The following is a 14,257-nucleotide window of genomic DNA, read 5'->3' on the forward strand; positions in this document are numbered from 1 at the left end:
GCCTCAGCTGCCTCCGGCGGTCGCGCGAACCGCATCCACCAGCTGGGCAGCGCCGAAGATCAGAGCGATGCCAATGATGATGGAAAAGGCCATCATCCACGCCAGTCGGCCAGTCATGGCGAGGAAGCCGAGAAAACAGACCGCGATGATGGCGAATGAACGCGCTATGTTGCCCTGCAGAACTCCGACGAACCACTCCAGCACATTTTCGACCGGTGCCGCCGACTGGGCATACGCAGTGGCTGGCGCGAGAGCTATTCCGACCGCCGAGGCCAAGGCCAGTTTCAGGGCAAATTTGCCCGCTTTCCTGTATTCCACCCTTGGCTCCTTTCAGTTGCCGAAATCCATGACATGACCTTCCTGCCAAGCGTCCTCGCTTGCTGGCGGTGCGGCCGCGAGCGTTTCGGATTTGGCCGGGGCAGACTTCTTCACGACACCGCCGAACTTCCAGCGGTTCAGTATTTTCACGATGTATTCCGCCGTCTCCGGATTCACCGGAATGCCCTGCGCCTTGTAGACTCTGTTGGGCCCGGCGTTGTAAGCCGCCAGCATCAGCAGCGGATCCTGGAACTCGTCATAGAGTGACTTCAGATGGCGGAGGCCAGCCCGTACATTTGCCTCTGTGTCGCAACGGTCGCTCACGCCGAGATCGGCCGCCGTGCCTGGCATCAGCTGCATGATCCCTAGGGCTCCGGCCTTCGACGGACCCTGACTGGCGCCGAGATCGCTTTCGGCCCATGCAATTGCCTCGGCCAGATCGGCGTCGAACCCTTCCTCTTGCGCGATTGAACGCACAAGTTGGGAGACCTCAGCACGATTTCCGGTCGTACACGCCCCCGGCCTTTGCGCCCCGACCGCGGCAACGGCTTGCGCCGGTGTTGCAAAGGCAACGCGGTCTGATGCCAGGTCCTGGCCGTGCGCATTGAACGGCATCGTGGCGCCACACAGGGTGAGCAGGAGAGCGAATCGAGCGTTCATAGTGTCGCCAAAATTTAACACTTTACTATGGCTACACGCAGCCCTAGTAAAGTGTCAACACTGTATGTAATCGCAAGGACGGATTTCGATGAGACAGACGGCCCTTTGCATGGTTTTGCTGCTTCAGGGCACCGCGGCTTATGCTGCCGGCGCCGACGCCCCGAGTGCCTTTGCCCAGCCGTCGGAGCACTACCTGCTCCAGTTTGCCAAGCCGGGCGAGAAGGTGTTCGTCTATGAACGCTATGATGCAAAAGGCGCGCTCTTTCAGCGCGATGCGGCCGCCCTTATCTCGCCGGTTAAGGTGCCGTCGGCGACCGAGCGCGTCATCAACGGCGTGACGTATCGACTGCGCGGCCTCGCGGCCTGCCCAAAACCGAAGATTACCTATAAGACGCAGCAATGGGACTGCACGGAGGCCGCGCGGGACTATGAAGGGGCAATCTACAACGATCGTGCATCTGTCGTGCTTTGCAAAACACTTGTGCTGCAAAGCAGGAAGGGTGAACCCGATGCGGTGTCATGTTTCTCGCTCGTGGGTGCGGGCAGTGCAAACGACCCGTACAACGTCGCCTACGACGATGACGAAATGGTTTTTTTCGACATGGCGGCAATCGGACGTAACAAGGACGGCAAGTCGCTGCGCCCCGATCTCGAGCATTCCGCCGACCTCGGTGGACAGTTCCAGGAATGAAGCAGGCGAGCTTCGCAGTGCTGGCCGCATTTGGTTTGTGCGCTTCGGCCCAGGCCCAGGAGGCATCCGAGTCTGCCGTGCCAACGCCCTTCGCGGTATCGAAATCGGCTCAACTGCTGACCGGAGATACCTGGCGTGACGGAGATCACCTTTTCCGCCTCTATGGCGTCCAGTCATGTCTTCGAGGCACGTCAGCTGAAGAGCCAAATGGTAACAAAATCGATTGCGGGAACACCTCGCTGGCGCACCTGGCTGCCCTGTTCGATAGCGCCGCGGTTACATGCCAGCCAATCGGCTATGCCCTCGACAAGGCGGTTTTTGTCGTGTGCGGTGCGCAGCTCAATGGCGAAACAATCGACGTTGGCACAGCGCTCATAGCGACCGGATACGCGTTTGCCGCAACGACAGCAAAGGGCAAAGCCGTCAATGAGAACTACCTCGTCGCGGAAATCAACGCTAAGATGAAACGTGCAGGTTTGTGGGGCACGACGTTTGAGCATCCTGTGCAACTGCTGCTGAGCCAAGTATCGAAGAGACAACAATGAAGCATGACGATGAAGCGCACAGATATTATTATCCCGTCGAAGGACGCGGTGACGGTGCTATTGGTGGAGCCGCTGCATTCATCGCGATCATATTGGTGCCGGCAGGACTCTATGCGGCCTGGAATACCGTGGTCTCATGGATTTCGACGATCTTTTCTTAGGGCTGCAGTTTCGTGAAGGAACCGAGCAACGCGCGCCAATCGTCGACATCAATCTCGCACCAGCCATGAGCCGTCAGCCGTTGGAAGTAAGCAGCCTTCATTTTCATTTCCGCGATAGTGGCTACTGGAGCAGTGGCAGCACGCCTTCGCACAGCGGCCTCCTCCGCCATGGCCGCGTCCAGTCTCTCACCCAGCACGATCGCGTCCGGCCCTTCGGCCCCCATCCATCGCTTGCCGATAAGTTCAAGCGTGGCGACGCTTTGACGATGTTCCGCAATCAGTTTCGCGACGCCTTCAGCCGCTGCCATCTTTCCATCGCTGCAGACCTGTTGAAGAGGCATCGTCATCGCCCTGGCGTTCTTCGGTTACATACTGGTACCTCTCGAAATGAGGAAAAAGGGGCGACACCATCCCTTTTTTGAAGCGACGAATTCTGCGAGATAGGGGCGGGGGGCGCCTGCGTAAAGGAACTGGCTTCCGATGTTTCGTGCCCTGGTGGTCGAAGACCAGACACTAATGCGTCTGGCACTGATGAACGAAGTGCAAGCGAGCTTCGAAAAATGCGTCGTCCTGGGTGCTGAGACGCTGACGATCGCCACTGCCGAGCTTCAAAACAATTATTTTGATCTGGTCGTCATCGATCCTGGCTTGCCTGGCTTTGATCCCACCTCACAGGGGGATCGCGTCGCAGTCGTTGACAAGATCATCGAGGCTTCACCCAGTGCAATTCATATTGTCATCACCGGTTCCGATAACCGTTGCGAGGCAGATGGCTTTCGGCAAATTGGCGCTGCCGCTTATCTCGGCAAGACCGGTCTTGCGCCCGGCGTGTTCAGCGACGTGCTGGACGATATTTCCACCAAGGGGTTCTCCTTGCGCCTTTCGCGGGTTGTCATGACCAAACCCGATTACCGATTTTCAGCCCTTACACCGCGCGAGCAGGAGGCCATCGACATGATGGCGCACCGTGCACCCGGCGTGAAACGCACGGAGATCTTTTCTCTCATGGCCGATCGCCTTGCCATTGAGCCCGGCTCGGCCGAGAAATACTACAAGCAGGCTCGCGCCAAGCTCATGCGGCAAGGCCATCGGCTCCCGCGGGGGCTGTGAGCCAATGGCGCCCATGATCGTCCATGGAATCAAGGTTCCTGTCGCACCACAGGATGTTTCGCCGGTTATCTGGCGAGCGCTTCAAAGCCAGAGCTATGAGGCTAAGGAGGCGAAGTGGATCTTCAGGGCGGTCAAGGCGCGCGATCGCGTACTGGAGCTAGGGTCGGGTATCGGCATCATCACCGCACTGATCGCGAAAATCCCCGGCGTTCAGGTATGGGCTTTTGAAGCAAATCCCGCAACGGCGGAGCTAGCGAAACGCGTGATAGCGGCGAACGATCTCGACAATGTCACATATTCCCAGGGTATCCTCACAGCCGGCCCGCCGCGGTCCTTCACCTTCTACGTTCGCCGCGACCTTTGGATGTCTTCCACGGACAAAGACCAAGGACCCTACGAGCGCGAACTTTCGATCGTCTCGGCCGACGTCGATCGTTTCATCACCGATCATCGAATAAACGCCCTCGTCATGGACATTGAAGGTGCTGAGAAAGAACTTCTGCAGGATGCCGAGCTGCCCGGGGTTGAGCGCATCTTTCTTGAGCTGCACGACCATCTCTATGGCCTTGACGGCATCCGAGACATCACGCTTGCACTGGCAGAAAAGGGATTTGCCTACGATCCGCGGGGCTCCCGAGGACCTTGCGTGCTCTTCGCCAAGAACGATGGACCCCGCGAATACGAGGATGTGGAAGATGTTGCGTAATGCTCTCGCCGTTATATTTGCCGTGGCCCTTCCGCTCGCCAGCGCCGCCGAGGAAATTCCGCTCGATCCCAACGAAGTGTCGGTTCAAGACGCCAGCGGCAAGACTGTCGCCGTTTTTTCAGTAAAGCAGCTGCGGGCAGACTTTCCACAACAGACCTATGACACGCGTACGCCTTGGACGAGCGACAACGAGAAAATCGAATATCGTGGGCCGCTGCTTGCAAATGTGCTTGCCAAGGCCGGAGTCACCGCCGTGCAGGAGGTCAAAGTTGTCGCCTATGACAACTTCGTTTCCGACATTCATATGGACGAAATCCGGTCTTATAATCCGATCCTGGCGATCGAACGTCGTTGCAACGAGAGTGACAAGGCCGGCTCGCATTGCCCGCCGGGCCAGGATTTCCGCCCGATCAGCATGGTAGAGAAAGGCCCCATCTTCATTGTTTGGCCCTTCGACCAATTGCCTGTTTCATATGTTCCCGCAAGAAACTCGATCTGGGTGTTTTTCCCAGTCATCCTGCGCGCCACGCAATGAAGTTCTTAAACGGCCGTTTGCTCACTGTTCTGCCGTATCTCGGTATGGCTGCAGCGCTTGGGCTGAGTGCGTGGACATTCATGCAATCGAACCGCTACCGTCAGGAGACGGATGCCATCCTCAATCAGACTTTCGAGATTCAGTGGCGCGCGGCACAGATTCGCGAGCGCCTTATACGAGTCTATGGCTATCTTCGCATTGCCGACGAGACGGGCAAGCTTGATGCGGACATCGATCGACAAATGGCGTTGGTGAACGTCAACGTCGCGCAGTTGGAAAACCTGCCCTATCTGAACCGCTTTTTTCCCGACCACGATGCCGAACTCCTGGGCCGAATTGGCCTAACCCTCGAACAGAAAATTGCCCCTCTTGTGTCAGCGCGTACAAACTACACCCAAGCCATTGCCGACATGGCCAAGCTGGAACAGTCAATTTACGAGATTTCCAGCTCTACCGTTGATCACAGTGCCACCTTGCAGCAGACCGCCAGCATCGACATTGCGGCCTCGCGCAACTGGTTCACCTTTGCCATCGCACTTGGCCTGGGTGCCACCTTTTATCTCGTTATCCATCAGCGCTATGCTTTGGCCAATCGCCGTGACCAGCATATGCGCTCGTTCGCTTCGCTCTTTGCGCATATGACCCGATCGCGGGTTACAGCCTTGAGGCTGTTCCTTGAGCACGCACAACCAGACAAGCAACCGAGCGGCGAAATGCTTGAGGCTGCGCGCAGTGCTGCTACTGAACTGGAATCGATCACCAACAGTGTCCTTCAGATCGCCTATGCGCCACAGGATTCCAGCACCGTGGCGCTCGGCCCACTCCTCGAGGATCTCGCGCACGATCGCAGCAGTTTGGTGCAAGTTTTGGTCGATCCTAAAGCACGTCTGCAACCTGTTCCGGCGACGCCGTTACGGTTGGTCGTTAATGAGCTGATAGAAAACGCTCTTGCCGCTCTATCCGGCACCAGAGACGCCCCAATTCTCATCTCCGCGACAGTCAAGCGACGTCCCTTCCTCCTGCGCAATTACCTCGTACTAGATGTGGCGGACACCGGCGCAGGCATGTCGCCTGCAATCGTTGTGAAGGCAACTACACCTTTCTTTTCAACGCGAGCTGGAAATCATACTGGCCTTGGACTGACCGCATGTTCCCAGATGGTCTCGACGCTGAAAGGAAGGCTCATCATCAACAGCGCTCCCGGTGCCGGCACAACCGTAGAGATCAGGATTCCGGTGCATTCGACTGCCGCCACGTCATGGCAGTCGTTCCTCAGGCGCGGGCGAAAAAAGGTACACACGTGGCGCGCCTAATTGTCAGCTCTGCTCCATTTTCACCTGAATTGCACCGGTATGCGCTATTACGGCGAAAACCTGCCAGGCATTCTGTCTAGCGCAGCTTAGACGGATGATGACGCTGGAAGTTCACGGCACTCTGAAATGAGAACCTACGCCTCCGGGTGCGTCAGAAACAGTGGATCAGCTGACGGCGGGACCTTATCGGAAAAGAGGAAGGTCGCTGGATCAAGTTTCAACGCCTTGGCGATCGCGGCAATCGTGTCGACGCTGATATTGCCGCTTGCGCGTTCCAATTTCATGAATGTCGCCTCCGCCACGCCGATGAGCTCGGCCATCTCATAGCGGAGCAAAGTGCGTCGTTTTCGCTCAATGTCGATGATGTGCGCCAGACGCTTGCGGATCGCATTTTCGTCCAACTGATGCGCCCATTGGGTAAGTTTTTTTCCGCCCGCGAGCAGGTCTGCAACTGACACATGCAAGCCGCTTGCCATGATTTGCAACGTGGTCAGGGTGACATTGTTTTTCTGTCGCACGGTCTGGATGTAGGTTCGATACGCCAGTTTTTCGCCCTCGGCGGTCCGAAACAGCTCGGCCATGTGCATGTGGGATAGGCCACGTCTGGCTCTCTCCCGCTCGAGCGCCAGAGCAATGTTGGCGCGCAACGGGTTGTTGACCAGGCCCGCGTCGTCTCGTTTCATAAATCGATGTAGTCGCACAACCTGCCTTCTCGATCTGTCCTTTTTCGCGCGGATGATCCATAGTAAAGTATCAGAAACCGCAGCGAGGAAAAGGCTATGATCGTACTGAAATATCTCTTGGTGGGTGCCGCCGCCGTCGCGGGCGCCGCGGCTCTTCCATCCCAATCACAGGCATCGGAATGGGGCTGTCAGGTCCTCCTCTGCCTGTCCGGTGACTGGCAGGGCACTCCTTCTTGCCACCCGCCAACCTACAAGTTGATTGCGGCGATGAAAGCGCCGGGTTTTAACTGGCCGACCTGTCCACAAGCCAACTCCAGCGCCGCGAGATTCGAGAAGTATGAGGATTGTCCAGCTGGCTGGCAAGCAGCTGGCAGCTACGACTCCGATCGGCCAGGAATGATGCAAGAACGGAACATCTGTCGTATCAGCTCCGACAGGCTCACGCTGCCCGTCACTTTCACGAATAGTCGTCTCGGCCAAGACCATGACAACGGATCTCGACAGGCCCAGATCGAAATCAACGGTAGGTTGGTGACGGCAAAAATCCAGATCACGGGCAACGATAGAGGGCATTCCCTTGGTAATGGCCCCACCTACTACACCATCTCTCGGCCGGTGCGCGGAAAGCCCTGGTTCATCGAGTATGACGACGCGAACGGCATGCGCCAGAAAAGCTGGTTCAATCTCAACATGCCATAAGCCAGGCGATCACGCAGGATGAGTCGCCATGAGGATCACAAGGCGTGTCTGTCCGGTTCATTCACCCCGACGCCAGCGATAGCTTCGAGACAGCAATACGGTACTGGATCAGGGAAGGGTAATAAGTGTTGAAGGCGCTGCTCCTGTCGACTGCGATAATGGGCCCATGGGCAGGCTTGGCGGTGGCTAGCCAGAGCGAGAAGCCGCGATCGAGCGCGGACAATCCGATGTGGCCCGCTTCACTGAAATGGGACTGCAAGACCGCCGCCAAAATCGTGTGTGAGCGTGACGGCAGTTGCACAGTGGCCGAGGACCATACTAGGTTTGTGCTGAACTATGGCAGCAACGAAGCTGAGTTCCCGGCCAGCAATGTCAGGATCAAACGGCACTATCAACAGACCGTGCAGGCAAGCCCTTTGCAGCAGGAAGTTAAAGTCGAACTGGCTGACAATCGCGTTCTTTGGCTGACGGCCGTGGATGCCAGCCGCACTTATTCGGAAGCCTGGGTCGGCGCAATGAGCGAGTTGAAGGGCGGCGCGGTACTCATGGAATCCGAGGGCGTCTATTGTATGCCGCACAAGTGAGTGAGCCGAGAGGGAAGGCGAGCGAAAACCGATATGTTCTGACCTCGGGCGCCAGCCACCGGCGTTTCAGAAAAGTCCGGCATAACCGTCTTCCCGGTCTAGTTTCATCAGACGATCAGCCGTCGACTCCTGCGCAGCGGCGTCCTGACCCATCACGGCCAGCGCAGCGAACAGCCCAACAGATTTCCTCATCCAAGTCCCCTCACGCCAAGGACCAAGAACGTTTTGCCTTGCCTGACGAGAGCTGGGTGAGGATGGTCAGGAGGTCTTGCATGACTAACCTGTCAACAATGAAACGAACGTTCCATGGCACGGTGCTCGAGCGCATCGTGGTGGTGGGGCTGGGCGGCCTGCCCCTGACCGCAACGATCGACAATCTGCCGGAAGCGTATCCGGGCGGACAAGTCGCGCGAGGCGGGCGCCTGGGCCTGCTCGGCAATCGCGACATCATGGATACGCCGTTCAACCTAGGCAGCTACACGGCGCAAACGATCGAGGATCAGGGCGCACGCAGGGTGGACGACGTGATGATCAATGATCCTTGGTACGGAGCACCCATTCAACCGGCGGGATATTGGATTCCTTCTACATTCGCGGCTTTCCGATCAATGAAGGAAATTTTGGCGAGGTCGCGTTCGATGGTGTGTTCGGGGTCGCGCCGACCTATCGCTTGTTCACCGATTATATCGAGCGATCGAGGTTCTCAAAGGACCGGTGGCGCTCCTTTATGGCATCGCGCCGAACAGCAGTCTCGGGGGGTACGACCAATATCATCCCCAGCGCGCGGGCCGAGGTCGATCTGACACGGTCGAGCCCCCAGGGCGGCGGGCATCTCGATGTGAGCGGGCGTTTCGGCGCCGAGCGGCAGTTCGGGGCCCGATTCAACGGCAGCTATCACGGCGGCGACGCCGATCAACGACCAAAAGCGCGACGTGCCGGTGGTGACAATCTGCGGCGCGGGCCGCACCGGGCAACGGAGCGCCGATCGCCACGATCAAGCCTGGCCGGTCTGCCCTCGCGGTTTGCCGCCAATCGGATGTTATAGCTAATGCTAATGACGCGTCAGCACGCCGATTTTCTCACCGGTCCGGGAAAATCGGAAGATAATTCCTTATCTCTATAGATTCGTCGAATATCGTCCGATCCCGACTTGGTAAGCGGCCATCCCCTTGGTGGAACAGGAGATCGACGAAGTGGCAAGAAAGCGATGAGCTGCAATTTCTAGCGACGGCCGCGCTAGGGACGGGCCTCCAGCACCATGTTGAACGGCGTCTCCGTGGCGCGACGGAATCGCTTGAAGCCGCCGCCGGTCACCACCTTGCGTAGCCTCGCCTCGCCGGCCTGGGCGCCAAGCCCGAGCCCGACTTCCTGCGACAGGGACGCGGGCGTGCACACGAACGTGGAAGCGGCATAGTAAACGCGTCCGACGGGATTGAGGTTCGCCGCTAGATGATTATGCGCGAACGGCTCGACGATCATCCACGTGCCATCCGGCTTGAGCGACCCGTGGACATGGGTGGCGGCGCCCGCCGGGTCGCCCATGTCGTGAAGGCAATCGAAAAAAGCGACGAGGTCATAGGTGCCGGGATAGGTCTTGGCGGCCGCGACCTCGAAGCGCGTGTTGGCGCCGACGCCGGCTTCCTCGGCGGCCTTGCGGGCGCGCTCGATCGAAGGGGCGTGATAATCGAAGCCGACGAAGCGCGAATTGGGGAAAGCACGTGCCATGAGCACCGTCGATGCGCCATGACCGCATCCGACATCCGCGACATCCACGCCGCGTTCGAGCTTCTCGACTACGCCCTCCAGGGCCGGCAGCCAGGAGTCGATCAGATTGGCATTATAGCCTGGACGGAAGAACCGTTCCGTACCGCGAAACAGACACGCGCTATGATCGTGCCATGCAACGCCCTTACCGGACTGGAATGCCTGCCTCACCTTTTCTTCGTCGAGCCACAGCGCGGATAGGAACTCGAATGCGCCAGCCATGAAGGCCGGGCTATTTTCATCGGCGAACACCAGCTCCTGCTCGGCGTTGAGATAGAACTGGTCGTTGGCTTCATCGTAGTCGACGTAGCCCGCCGCCGCCTGCCCGGAAAGCCATTCCCTTACAAGGCGCTCCTGGGTACCGGTGCGTGTCGAAAGTTCGGCGGCCGTCATCTTGCCGCCTTCGCGCAATGCCTTGAACAGGCCGAGTCTGTCGCCCAGCAAGACAGCCGCGCCCGTAGCGATCGCACCGAGATCGCCGACCATTTTCCCCAAGAATGCGTCCAACTTTTCCTGACTCGCTTCAGACATCGGAATCTCCCTTTGGGCTCGATCTCTCCCAGTAAAAGCCTCACAAGGGGAGAAGAATGGCGAAATTGGAGCCCGGGCCCATTCTTTGGCGTCCACGCGCGGGCCGACCACCATAATGGCGGGTTCGGCCGAAAGCAGCTTCTTCGCCGCTGCCTCGACTTGGTCGATCGATGAGGGCGGCGCGGCACTGGTGTAGCCGATGCCAAGACCCGACAAGCGTGGCTGCAATCGAACTGGAGGAATCCAGATTGTTGGTAGCATAGGTGCCGATCAGATATTTCTTGCTCGCTTTTAGCTCGGCCTCTGTCGGCCCTGTTTCCGCCAACTCCCTGATCACGTGGCGTATCAGCCCGAGCGTCTCGGCCGCCCTGTCGGCGCGCGTCGCCGTGGTCACGACAAGCGCATTGGAATGCTGGTGGTCTTTCAGGCTGGAATGGATACCGTAAGCAAGGCCGCGCTTTTCGCGCACTTCCTGGAACAGACGTGAGGTAAATGGCGAGCCTCTGAGTATTTTGCTTATCAGCTGTGCGGCTTAGAGTTCCGAGTCGCTGCGTCCGATGCCGGGAAAAACAAGCTGCAGCGAAGTCTGCGGCGGGTCGTAGGCGACCAATTACGCCGGCCGAGCTCGGGGCGACATCGGCCACCGGCGCGATCGCCTGCTTCTGAGGCAAATCGCCGACCGAGTCGTGGGGCCTTTCACTCAGGCCTTTGGCATCAATGTCGCCGACGACCGCTACGTGCAGCCCGTCACCGACGAAAGCGGCCTTGTGGAGGGCGCCTAGATCGACCGGCGTTATGCCGGCGAGGCTCTCCTTGGTGCCCCTCGTCCGGCCTCGAATAAGGATGCGTGCCGTAGATTCTGCGCCGCTTGGCGCGGATGCGGTCGACGGGCTCCTGGTCGAAGCGGGGGCTGTTAGGCGCGAGCCTGAGCAGATCGAAGGCGGCGTCCTTCCGTTCGGGCAGCATGCGCATCTGCCATAAATGCCGTCGCGCTGCGCGTCGAAGCTCATCTCGGCCCCGGCATGGTCAACCGTCGCCTGGAAGGCATCACTGTCGAGATCGCCGGCGCCCTCGTCGAACAGGCCGGTCATCAAATTGGCCAGTCCCTCCTTGTCAGCCGAGTCCTGCGTGGTGCCGCCGTCGAAGACGAAGCGGATGGCTCCGGTTGTGGTGACGGGACGGACGATAAGCAAGGTTCGGGGCGAAGTGATTTGTTCCGCGGCGGCGGTATGTTTTGGTGAGGTGATCATGCGACGTCTTCTTTCGTCGGGCACGCGTTTGCGGATGATGGTGCATGTACCGTGCCAAATGAGAAAACCATTTATACGCAGTCTGGTAGATCTGACCCTGCTACGTTGCGTATCCGACATTGTCGGAAATTGGACAGCGCCGAACGCGAAGCGGCTCGGGGCTTGTGACGATGCTTGCGCGTGCTGCTGCGGAGGGGGATATGAATGCGCTTCGAACTGGCGCGAGGCCTTCGAGGATGCCGGATTACTTAGCAAGGAGAAGTTGCTGGCGGACGACCGCCCATCCGAACCGTTTGGACGAGAATCACCCCTTAAACGGGTTCCTCATTCGGCACTCTCGCTGCGGCCACAGCCTAAGTTGCACCGACAAGGCGCGCCTGGAGCAGATCAATCTTGGCGCGGCCGTACGTTTGCCGCTCGGAGAGATGATGGCGTTGCGGACTGCGGCGATGTCCTTTTCGACCCTGTTTGCAAAGGAGCCGACGAGGCTTGCCTTCGCGCCGTCCAGCCGAGTGTCCAGTTTTGCGGCCGCCTTTGATCGGATCATCTGCTGAAAGTCGTCGATCAGCGTTCGCGCGATGACCGAGGTCAGGAACATTGCTCTCGATTGCCCCGATCAGTACAGCGTCCGATTTGGACAGGTCGTCACGCGCCAGCGTCATGAGCCTGGCGATGCTTCGTGCCGAAGGCGTGCGGGCAAGTGCGCTTTGATCGGTCCTTTCAGCAAGGCGTCTGCGCCGCGCCCATTCAGAGACGACGCCGATCTGGCCACGAAAGCCTTTGTTGCGCATTTCGCGCCAAGTCATGTGCTTGACCTGGCGGCATCGTCTTCGTCGAAATCGTTGCGTCCATTTCCATCCTGTTCCCTGGTTTCTGGCCTTTACGGCTTCTCTGCTAGCCGCTTGACGGTGACCGGAAAACTTATCCGCCCGGTGCCGTCCATCAGTCGATTATGAGTCCCCATAATCAAGTCCGATATCCAAGATCGGCGCGCTATGGGTCAGCCAGCCGATGGAGACCAGATCGACGCCCGTCGCAGCAATCTGCGCAGCCATATCGAGCGTAATCCGGCCCGATGCTTCGGTGACCACCCGCCCGGCAACCATCGCCACCGCGTGGCGCAACTCATCGACCGACATGTTGTCGAGCAGGATAGCGTCGGGGACGAAGCCAAGTGCCTCCTCCAACTGGATCAGCGTATCGACCTCCACTTCGATTTTGACGAGATGACCTACGCTTGCTCGCGCCAGCCACGCTTGCGGCGGCAACGCTCGTCATCCGCCGCTCTATAACCCTCGACAAGGGCCTCAATGCGATTTCAGTCAAGATGCAATCTCTCCGCTCTCGAAGGCGAGAGACTGGCAAGGCACAAGCAGGAGCGACATTCCTATTTTGCCAGATCAGGACATTTCATAACGCTATTATGGAACTCGGCGGCGGTTTTCTAGCTGTTGCTTGGTTCTCTCCTGCCGCAGCTACGAAGTTGTGGATTCTCTCAGTAAACTGCGGTTATCGGGTTGAACTATGGTGCCAGAGTCATAAACGACAGCACATCGCAATGCCACTGGGGGGCTGACCGACCCTTGTCCGTGGTGCCCAGTACGAGAAGACCAGGTTATTGCCCTATTGGGCAAACCACAGCTCATTGGCGTCAATACCCGTCCGGAAGTCGAGCTCGTCATGTCGGTGAAGGAGCCGGATTCGACAATCGTATCCGACCCGTCCTTTATGCTCCAATTTCGAGTGCCTGTTTTGTGCGGTCTCCGGCCGTCGTTTGTCGACGACGTGAGTTCTATGTACCGACCTATCGAGCGAAGATAGGCAACGATCTCCGGTAGCAGGTGATCACGATCGCCAAACTCTTCCACGATTCTTTTTACCTTGCGCCAGGGTACCTTCCCGTCAACATCGCCCAGTGAATAGCCTAAGTGACCGATCGCACAGATATCACAGCCAGCCTCGATCACCTTGTCGACGAAGGCGGGAATCTCGCTCGTTTTCATTAGCCGCATGTTGCTGGTCATCGCAGATATCTCCGTTGGTGGTCGGCATGGAAATTGCGCCGACGCTCAAACGTGCTTGAATGCGCGCACCTTCGCTACCTGTGCACTTGCACAGGTTGTAGGCAGGCCTGCAGAAGGCGCGGATCGAGTGTTCCTGCGCATTTGTTCATTGTTGGCACCCCGGACACTCAACCGTGTTGCTAGAACAACCCACCTGCTCCGTTCCAACAGCAGCATTGGCCACCGGAACGCTCCCCTTGCGCGCACTGAAAGCCGGCGCTCAGGCAGTCGGAGTCAGTCATGCCGAGGCGCCATTTCCTTTTCCCCACAAGTCGCACGAGCCGCACGCGCTCTTTTCGCTCTGGAGTCCAGTAGGTTGGGTCTGGGTTGGCTCAATCGAGGGGATGGGCGTCTTTCCATTTAGCTATAGGCTAGGAAAAGCTCCTTAGATCCCGCAGTCAGGAGTCCACCAATCGGTCGAGATGGCTGCGAACCGCGTTGCGGGCGGGATTGGGTGCTCCGACGGATCGATACCCAATACCTGCGCCATTTGTTCTTCGATGGCATTATCGCCCCCCGCGTATAGCTAAGTGGTGTGTACAAACCTGATCTACACGACCTAGGGCTTGTTGAGATTCATTTGGAGTTGATGACGGCAGCAGCGAGATGAATGATGGCATTGAAGCTCTGGTCGGTTTTGTCGG

At 58.4% G+C, this 14,257-nt stretch carries 20 protein-coding genes and 1 pseudogene; 11 read left to right on the forward strand and 10 right to left on the reverse strand.

Going from position 1 to position 14,257, the window contains the following annotated elements; translation table 11 throughout:
- Window positions 1-3: 3 nt before the first annotated feature.
- On the reverse strand, window positions 4-318 hold the full coding sequence (locus tag NKH99_RS28845) for a TrbC/VirB2 family type IV secretion system protein (RefSeq protein WP_023720448.1): 315 nt from the start codon (window positions 316-318) through the stop codon (window positions 4-6).
- A gap of 12 nt (window positions 319-330) precedes the next feature.
- The gene (locus tag NKH99_RS28850; RefSeq protein ID WP_353017123.1) at window positions 331-999 is read right to left on the reverse strand and encodes a lytic transglycosylase domain-containing protein; all 669 of its coding nucleotides are present in this window, start codon (window positions 997-999) and stop codon (window positions 331-333) included.
- A gap of 67 nt (window positions 1,000-1,066) precedes the next feature.
- On the opposite strand from NKH99_RS28850, the gene NKH99_RS28855 reads away from it, so the two are divergent.
- From NKH99_RS28855 to NKH99_RS28865, 3 genes are read left to right on the forward strand one after another with little or no spacing between them, the layout of a single operon-like run.
- Window positions 1,067-1,669, forward strand: a complete 603-nt coding sequence (locus NKH99_RS28855; protein WP_353017125.1) for a hypothetical protein — start codon at window positions 1,067-1,069, stop codon at window positions 1,667-1,669.
- Entirely contained in the window at window positions 1,666-2,214 is a 549-nt protein-coding gene (locus NKH99_RS28860) for a thermonuclease family protein (RefSeq protein ID WP_352453444.1), read from the forward strand. Before NKH99_RS28855 ends, NKH99_RS28860 begins: the two co-directional genes overlap by 4 nt.
- Window positions 2,211-2,375: a hypothetical protein gene (locus NKH99_RS28865; protein WP_352453445.1), complete on the forward strand. Its 165-nt coding sequence runs from the start codon at window positions 2,211-2,213 to the stop codon at window positions 2,373-2,375. Before NKH99_RS28860 ends, NKH99_RS28865 begins: the two co-directional genes overlap by 4 nt.
- Here the strand turns inward: NKH99_RS28865 and NKH99_RS28870 are convergent.
- Window positions 2,372-2,722: a hypothetical protein gene (locus tag NKH99_RS28870; protein ID WP_352496339.1), complete on the reverse strand. Its 351-nt coding sequence runs from the start codon at window positions 2,720-2,722 to the stop codon at window positions 2,372-2,374. The two genes, NKH99_RS28865 and NKH99_RS28870, sit on opposite strands and share 4 nt — an antisense overlap.
- A gap of 133 nt (window positions 2,723-2,855) precedes the next feature.
- On the opposite strand from NKH99_RS28870, the gene NKH99_RS28875 reads away from it, so the two are divergent.
- The 4 genes from NKH99_RS28875 to NKH99_RS28890 are packed head-to-tail and all read left to right on the forward strand — an operon-like array spanning window position 2,856 to window position 6,039.
- A complete protein-coding gene (locus NKH99_RS28875; protein ID WP_352453447.1) occupies window positions 2,856-3,485 on the forward strand; it encodes a response regulator in 630 nt (209 codons plus the stop codon).
- A 4-nt stretch (window positions 3,486-3,489) separates the two neighbouring features.
- On the forward strand, window positions 3,490-4,191 hold the full coding sequence (locus tag NKH99_RS28880; protein ID WP_352453448.1) for an FkbM family methyltransferase: 702 nt from the start codon (window positions 3,490-3,492) through the stop codon (window positions 4,189-4,191).
- Entirely contained in the window at window positions 4,181-4,726 is a 546-nt protein-coding gene (locus tag NKH99_RS28885; RefSeq protein WP_352453449.1) for a putative pterin-binding protein, read from the forward strand. The genes NKH99_RS28880 and NKH99_RS28885 overlap by 11 nt, the downstream gene beginning before the upstream one ends.
- The gene (locus NKH99_RS28890; RefSeq protein ID WP_353017128.1) at window positions 4,723-6,039 is read left to right on the forward strand and encodes a sensor histidine kinase; all 1,317 of its coding nucleotides are present in this window, start codon (window positions 4,723-4,725) and stop codon (window positions 6,037-6,039) included. Before NKH99_RS28885 ends, NKH99_RS28890 begins: the two co-directional genes overlap by 4 nt.
- Window positions 6,040-6,173: 134 nt before the next feature.
- Here NKH99_RS28890 and NKH99_RS28895 read toward each other — a convergent pair whose 3' ends face one another.
- Entirely contained in the window at window positions 6,174-6,722 is a 549-nt protein-coding gene (locus NKH99_RS28895; protein WP_353017130.1) for a helix-turn-helix domain-containing protein, read from the reverse strand.
- A gap of 96 nt (window positions 6,723-6,818) precedes the next feature.
- Here NKH99_RS28895 and NKH99_RS28900 point away from each other — a divergent pair, with 96 nt between their 5' ends.
- Together NKH99_RS28900 and NKH99_RS28905 are read left to right on the forward strand one after the other, a co-directional pair.
- Complete coding sequence (locus tag NKH99_RS28900) at window positions 6,819-7,421, forward strand: hypothetical protein (RefSeq protein WP_352496338.1); 603 nt, start codon at window positions 6,819-6,821, stop codon at window positions 7,419-7,421.
- Window positions 7,422-7,546: 125 nt separating this feature from the next.
- The gene (locus tag NKH99_RS28905) at window positions 7,547-8,005 is read left to right on the forward strand and encodes a hypothetical protein (protein ID WP_031195338.1); all 459 of its coding nucleotides are present in this window, start codon (window positions 7,547-7,549) and stop codon (window positions 8,003-8,005) included.
- A gap of 66 nt (window positions 8,006-8,071) precedes the next feature.
- On the opposite strand, the gene NKH99_RS28910 is transcribed toward NKH99_RS28905, so the two are convergent.
- Window positions 8,072-8,197 carry a hypothetical protein gene (locus NKH99_RS28910; protein ID WP_023722890.1) on the reverse strand — a complete coding sequence of 42 codons (126 nt, stop codon included), beginning with the start codon at window positions 8,195-8,197 and terminating at the stop codon, window positions 8,072-8,074.
- Between the two features lie 382 nt (window positions 8,198-8,579).
- Between NKH99_RS28910 and NKH99_RS32825 the strand changes: the two genes are divergently transcribed.
- On the forward strand, window positions 8,580-9,050 hold the full coding sequence (locus NKH99_RS32825) for a hypothetical protein (RefSeq protein WP_502900118.1): 471 nt from the start codon (window positions 8,580-8,582) through the stop codon (window positions 9,048-9,050).
- Window positions 9,051-9,241: 191 nt separating this feature from the next.
- Here the strand turns inward: NKH99_RS32825 and NKH99_RS28920 are convergent, their stop codons facing one another.
- Window positions 9,242-10,300 (reverse strand): class I SAM-dependent methyltransferase, encoded by a 1,059-nt coding sequence (locus NKH99_RS28920; protein ID WP_352452600.1) that lies wholly within the window; start codon window positions 10,298-10,300, stop codon window positions 9,242-9,244.
- A 40-nt stretch (window positions 10,301-10,340) separates the two neighbouring features.
- On the reverse strand, window positions 10,341-10,769 hold the full coding sequence (locus tag NKH99_RS28925; RefSeq protein WP_352452599.1) for an insulinase family protein: 429 nt from the start codon (window positions 10,767-10,769) through the stop codon (window positions 10,341-10,343).
- Between the two features lie 553 nt (window positions 10,770-11,322).
- Between NKH99_RS28925 and NKH99_RS28930 the strand changes: the two genes are divergently transcribed.
- Window positions 11,323-11,541: a hypothetical protein gene (locus tag NKH99_RS28930; RefSeq protein ID WP_352452598.1), complete on the forward strand. Its 219-nt coding sequence runs from the start codon at window positions 11,323-11,325 to the stop codon at window positions 11,539-11,541.
- 362 nt (window positions 11,542-11,903) lie between these two features.
- Here the strand turns inward: NKH99_RS28930 and NKH99_RS28935 are convergent, their stop codons facing one another.
- The 3 genes and pseudogenes from NKH99_RS28935 to NKH99_RS32830 all read right to left on the reverse strand — a co-directional run bounded on the left by NKH99_RS28935 (window position 11,904) and on the right by NKH99_RS32830 (window position 13,574).
- Complete coding sequence (locus NKH99_RS28935; protein WP_353017133.1) at window positions 11,904-12,356, reverse strand: hypothetical protein; 453 nt, start codon at window positions 12,354-12,356, stop codon at window positions 11,904-11,906.
- A 144-nt stretch (window positions 12,357-12,500) separates the two neighbouring features.
- A pseudogene (locus tag NKH99_RS28940) lies at window positions 12,501-12,797 on the reverse strand (beta/alpha barrel domain-containing protein); the annotation flags it as partial.
- A 228-nt stretch (window positions 12,798-13,025) separates the two neighbouring features.
- A complete protein-coding gene (locus NKH99_RS32830) occupies window positions 13,026-13,574 on the reverse strand; it encodes a Y4lK-related protein (protein WP_502900119.1) in 549 nt (182 codons plus the stop codon).
- Window positions 13,575-14,257 lie beyond the last annotated feature (683 nt).

The sequence above is a fragment of the Mesorhizobium sp. M0854 genome, assembly GCF_040319815.1.
Lineage (GTDB): Bacteria > Pseudomonadota > Alphaproteobacteria > Rhizobiales > Rhizobiaceae > Mesorhizobium.

What these genes read in the sequence shown, in the direction of transcription:
- NKH99_RS28855 (WP_353017125.1), top strand. Translation starts at nt 1,067, where the DNA reads ATGAGACAGACGGCCCTTTGCATGGTTTTGCTGCTTCAGGGCACCGCG.
- NKH99_RS28860 (WP_352453444.1), top strand. Translation starts at nt 1,666, where the DNA reads ATGAAGCAGGCGAGCTTCGCAGTGCTGGCCGCATTTGGTTTGTGCGCT.
- NKH99_RS28865 (WP_352453445.1), top strand. Translation starts at nt 2,211, where the DNA reads ATGAAGCATGACGATGAAGCGCACAGATATTATTATCCCGTCGAAGGA.
- NKH99_RS28870 (WP_352496339.1), bottom strand. Translation starts at nt 2,722, where the DNA reads ATGACGATGCCTCTTCAACAGGTCTGCAGCGATGGAAAGATGGCAGCG.
- NKH99_RS28875 (WP_352453447.1), top strand. Translation starts at nt 2,856, where the DNA reads ATGTTTCGTGCCCTGGTGGTCGAAGACCAGACACTAATGCGTCTGGCA.
- NKH99_RS28880 (WP_352453448.1), top strand. Translation starts at nt 3,490, where the DNA reads ATGGCGCCCATGATCGTCCATGGAATCAAGGTTCCTGTCGCACCACAG.
- NKH99_RS28885 (WP_352453449.1), top strand. Translation starts at nt 4,181, where the DNA reads ATGTTGCGTAATGCTCTCGCCGTTATATTTGCCGTGGCCCTTCCGCTC.
- NKH99_RS28890 (WP_353017128.1), top strand. Translation starts at nt 4,723, where the DNA reads ATGAAGTTCTTAAACGGCCGTTTGCTCACTGTTCTGCCGTATCTCGGT.
- NKH99_RS28895 (WP_353017130.1), bottom strand. Translation starts at nt 6,722, where the DNA reads ATGAAACGAGACGACGCGGGCCTGGTCAACAACCCGTTGCGCGCCAAC.
- NKH99_RS28900 (WP_352496338.1), top strand. Translation starts at nt 6,819, where the DNA reads ATGATCGTACTGAAATATCTCTTGGTGGGTGCCGCCGCCGTCGCGGGC.
- NKH99_RS28910 (WP_023722890.1), bottom strand. Translation starts at nt 8,197, where the DNA reads ATGAGGAAATCTGTTGGGCTGTTCGCTGCGCTGGCCGTGATGGGTCAG.
- NKH99_RS28920 (WP_352452600.1), bottom strand. Translation starts at nt 10,300, where the DNA reads ATGTCTGAAGCGAGTCAGGAAAAGTTGGACGCATTCTTGGGGAAAATG.
- NKH99_RS28930 (WP_352452598.1), top strand. Translation starts at nt 11,323, where the DNA reads ATGGTCAACCGTCGCCTGGAAGGCATCACTGTCGAGATCGCCGGCGCC.
- NKH99_RS28935 (WP_353017133.1), bottom strand. Translation starts at nt 12,356, where the DNA reads ATGACTTGGCGCGAAATGCGCAACAAAGGCTTTCGTGGCCAGATCGGC.
- NKH99_RS32830 (WP_502900119.1), bottom strand. Translation starts at nt 13,574, where the DNA reads ATGACCAGCAACATGCGGCTAATGAAAACGAGCGAGATTCCCGCCTTC.